General features: G+C 63.7%; 2 protein-coding genes. Both read left to right on the forward strand.

The window, feature by feature from the left end; genetic code table 11:
- The coding region (locus tag Q7J26_RS04825) for a TonB-dependent receptor domain-containing protein (protein WP_304935369.1) at nt 1-1,018 on the forward strand (1,018 nt) is incomplete at its 5' end.
- Nucleotides 1,019-1,196: 178 nt separating this feature from the next.
- On the forward strand, nt 1,197-2,835 hold a 1,639-nt coding region (locus tag Q7J26_RS04830), incomplete at its 3' end, for a DNA gyrase subunit B (protein ID WP_304935370.1).

The raw sequence follows: 2,835 nt of genomic DNA on the forward strand, positions 1-2,835 counted from the left end.
CACCTACAAGCTGGACACCAACAGCGCGACCGATCTGCCCTTGCTGGAAAGCGTCTTCAACGGTCGTGATCCGGACTCCATCGTCCTCGACTACGAGTCCAGCAGCGAGGACGAAGACGGCTGGCTTTACAAGTTGAACACCTCCTACGAACTGACGCCGGACGTGCTGCTGTACGGCACGATTAGCGACGGCTTCCGAGCAGGCGGCTCCAACAACCTGACGCTCTGCACCACAGATCCTGACGATCAGCAAAACGTCTGCGCCCAACCGGACGAGATGGGCTTCTCTTCCGAAAAGACCCGCAACTACGAGATCGGGCTAAAGAGCCAGATATTCGACGACCGACTGACCTTGAACGGCGCCCTGTTCTATATCGACTGGAAGGACCCGCAGGTGTCCAGCGCCACTCTGGTGGGCCTGTCGCCGATCACCAAGAATGGCAAGGGGGCCGAATCCAAAGGCTTCGAGGTCAGTTTCAACGCTCAGGTGACCGAAGCCTTCAGCCTGCGCGGCAGCTATTCCTACGCCCAGGCCGAGCTTACCGATCTGGCCGAACGACTGATCACCACGATCGAACCGCCCGGCTTCGGCACCGTCTATGTGGACGGCCAAGAGGGCGACCGCCTGCCCGGTTCGCCCGAATATCAGGCCAGCCTGTACGGCGAATATACATGGCCCATGGCCAACGGCCTGGACCTGGACTTCGCCTATGGCGCGACCTTCTCCGGCGATGTCCTGACCCGCACCGGCGGACGCGGCGGGGGCGTAACCCTGCCCGCCTATCAGATCCACAACGCCTCGGTCAGGCTCAGCCAGGCTGGCGCGGACTGGTCGGTGACGGCCTATGTCGACAACGTCTGGGACGAATATGCGGAGACCGGCGCCCGTTCGACCCCGCTGTCGAACCAGGTGCTGGCCGACGAGAACGGCGATCCGGTCTATGCGCGTAACTTCTTCACCAATGTGCTTCCGCCCCGGAAATTCGGCGTTCGATTCAGCAAGAAGTTCGGCCTTTAGAAGGCTGCGTGCGGAGCGGCCCGCACAGGCCGCTCCGCCGACGCGGAAAACTAGCTTTTCCGCCCTAAATTCCTATATGTTGTCGGCTTCGGCGCGGGCTGTCCCGCGTCGATTCGAGCACGGCCTCCGGGCCGCTCGCGTTCCCCGTCCCCCCCCGGGACTCCGAGCCGAAGATTTCATGACCGATCCGATTGCCGACATGCCCGAATACGGCGCTGATTCCATCAAGGTTCTCAAAGGCCTGGACGCGGTACGCAAACGCCCTGGCATGTATATCGGCGATACGGACGACGGGTCCGGCCTGCACCACATGGTCTATGAGGTGGTGGACAACGCCATCGACGAGGCTCTGGCCGGCCACGCCGACCTGGTCCAGGTCATCCTGAACACCGACGGATCGGTGACCGTGACCGACAACGGCCGCGGCATTCCAACCGGAATCCACGAAGGCGAAGGCGTCTCGGCGGCCGAGGTCATCATGACCCAGCTGCACGCCGGCGGTAAGTTCGATCAGAACTCCTACAAGGTCTCGGGCGGCCTGCACGGCGTGGGCGTGTCCGTCGTCAACGCCCTGTCCGACTGGCTGGAGTTGAAGATCTATCGCGACGGCAAGGCGCACCAGATGCGGTTCGAGCGCGGCGACACGGTCAAGTCGCTGGAGATCACCGGCGACGCCCCGATCCGCGAGGACACCGGCAAGCCGCTGAGCGGCACCGAAGTCACCTTCTATCCGTCGGTCACGACCTTCAGCCACATCGACTTCGACCTGAAGACGCTGGAACACCGGCTGCGTGAGCTGGCCTTCTTGAACTCGGGCGTGGTCATCAAGCTGTCGGACCATCGCGGCGCCGAGCCGGTCGAGATCCTGCTGCACTATGAGGGCGGCGTCGAAGCCTTCGTGCGCCACCTCGACAAGTCCAAGACGCCGATCCTGAAGGACGTCATCGTCATTCGCGGCAAGAAAGAAGGGATCGAGATCGATCTCGCCCTGTGGTGGAACGACTCCTACCACGAGACCATGTTGTGCTTCACCAACAACATCCCCCAGCGGGATGGCGGCACCCACCTGTCGGCCTTCCGCGCCAGCCTGACCCGCATAATGGGCGGCTATATCGAGAGCTCGGGCGCCGGCAAGAAGGAGAAGGTCTCGGTCACCGGCGAGGACGCCCGCGAGGGCCTGACCTGCGTCCTGTCCGTCAAGGTGCCCGATCCGAAATTCTCGTCGCAGACCAAGGACAAGCTGGTGTCGTCCGAGGTGCGCCCGGCCGTCGAGGGCCTGTGCTCCGAGGGCCTGTCGCAATGGTTCGAGGAACACCCGGTCGAGGCCAAACAGGTGGTCGCCAAGATCATTGAGGCCGCCTCCGCCCGTGAAGCCGCCCGCAAGGCCCGCGACCTGACCCGCCGCAAGTCGGCGCTGGAAATCAGCTCCCTGCCCGGCAAGCTGGCCGACTGCCAGGAACGCGACCCCGCCAAGTCCGAACTGTTCATCGTCGAGGGCGATTCCGCCGGCGGTTCGGCCAAGCAGGCGCGCAACCGCGAGAACCAGGCCGTCCTGCCCCTGCGCGGCAAGATCCTGAATGTTGAGCGCGCGCGGTTCGACCGGATGCTGTCGTCGGAACTGATCGGCACCCTGATCCTGGCCCTGGGCACCGGCATCGGCCGCGACGACTTCAACGCCGACAAGCTGCGCTATCACAAGATCATCCTGATGGCGGACGCCGACGTCGACGGCGCCCAAATCCGCACCCTGCTGCTGACCTTCTTCTATCGGCAGATGCCCGAACTGATCACGCGCGGCCACGTCTATATCGCCCAGC

Origin of the sequence: Brevundimonas sp. (assembly GCF_030656255.1) — a bacterium.
Taxonomy (GTDB): Bacteria; Pseudomonadota; Alphaproteobacteria; order Caulobacterales; family Caulobacteraceae; genus Brevundimonas.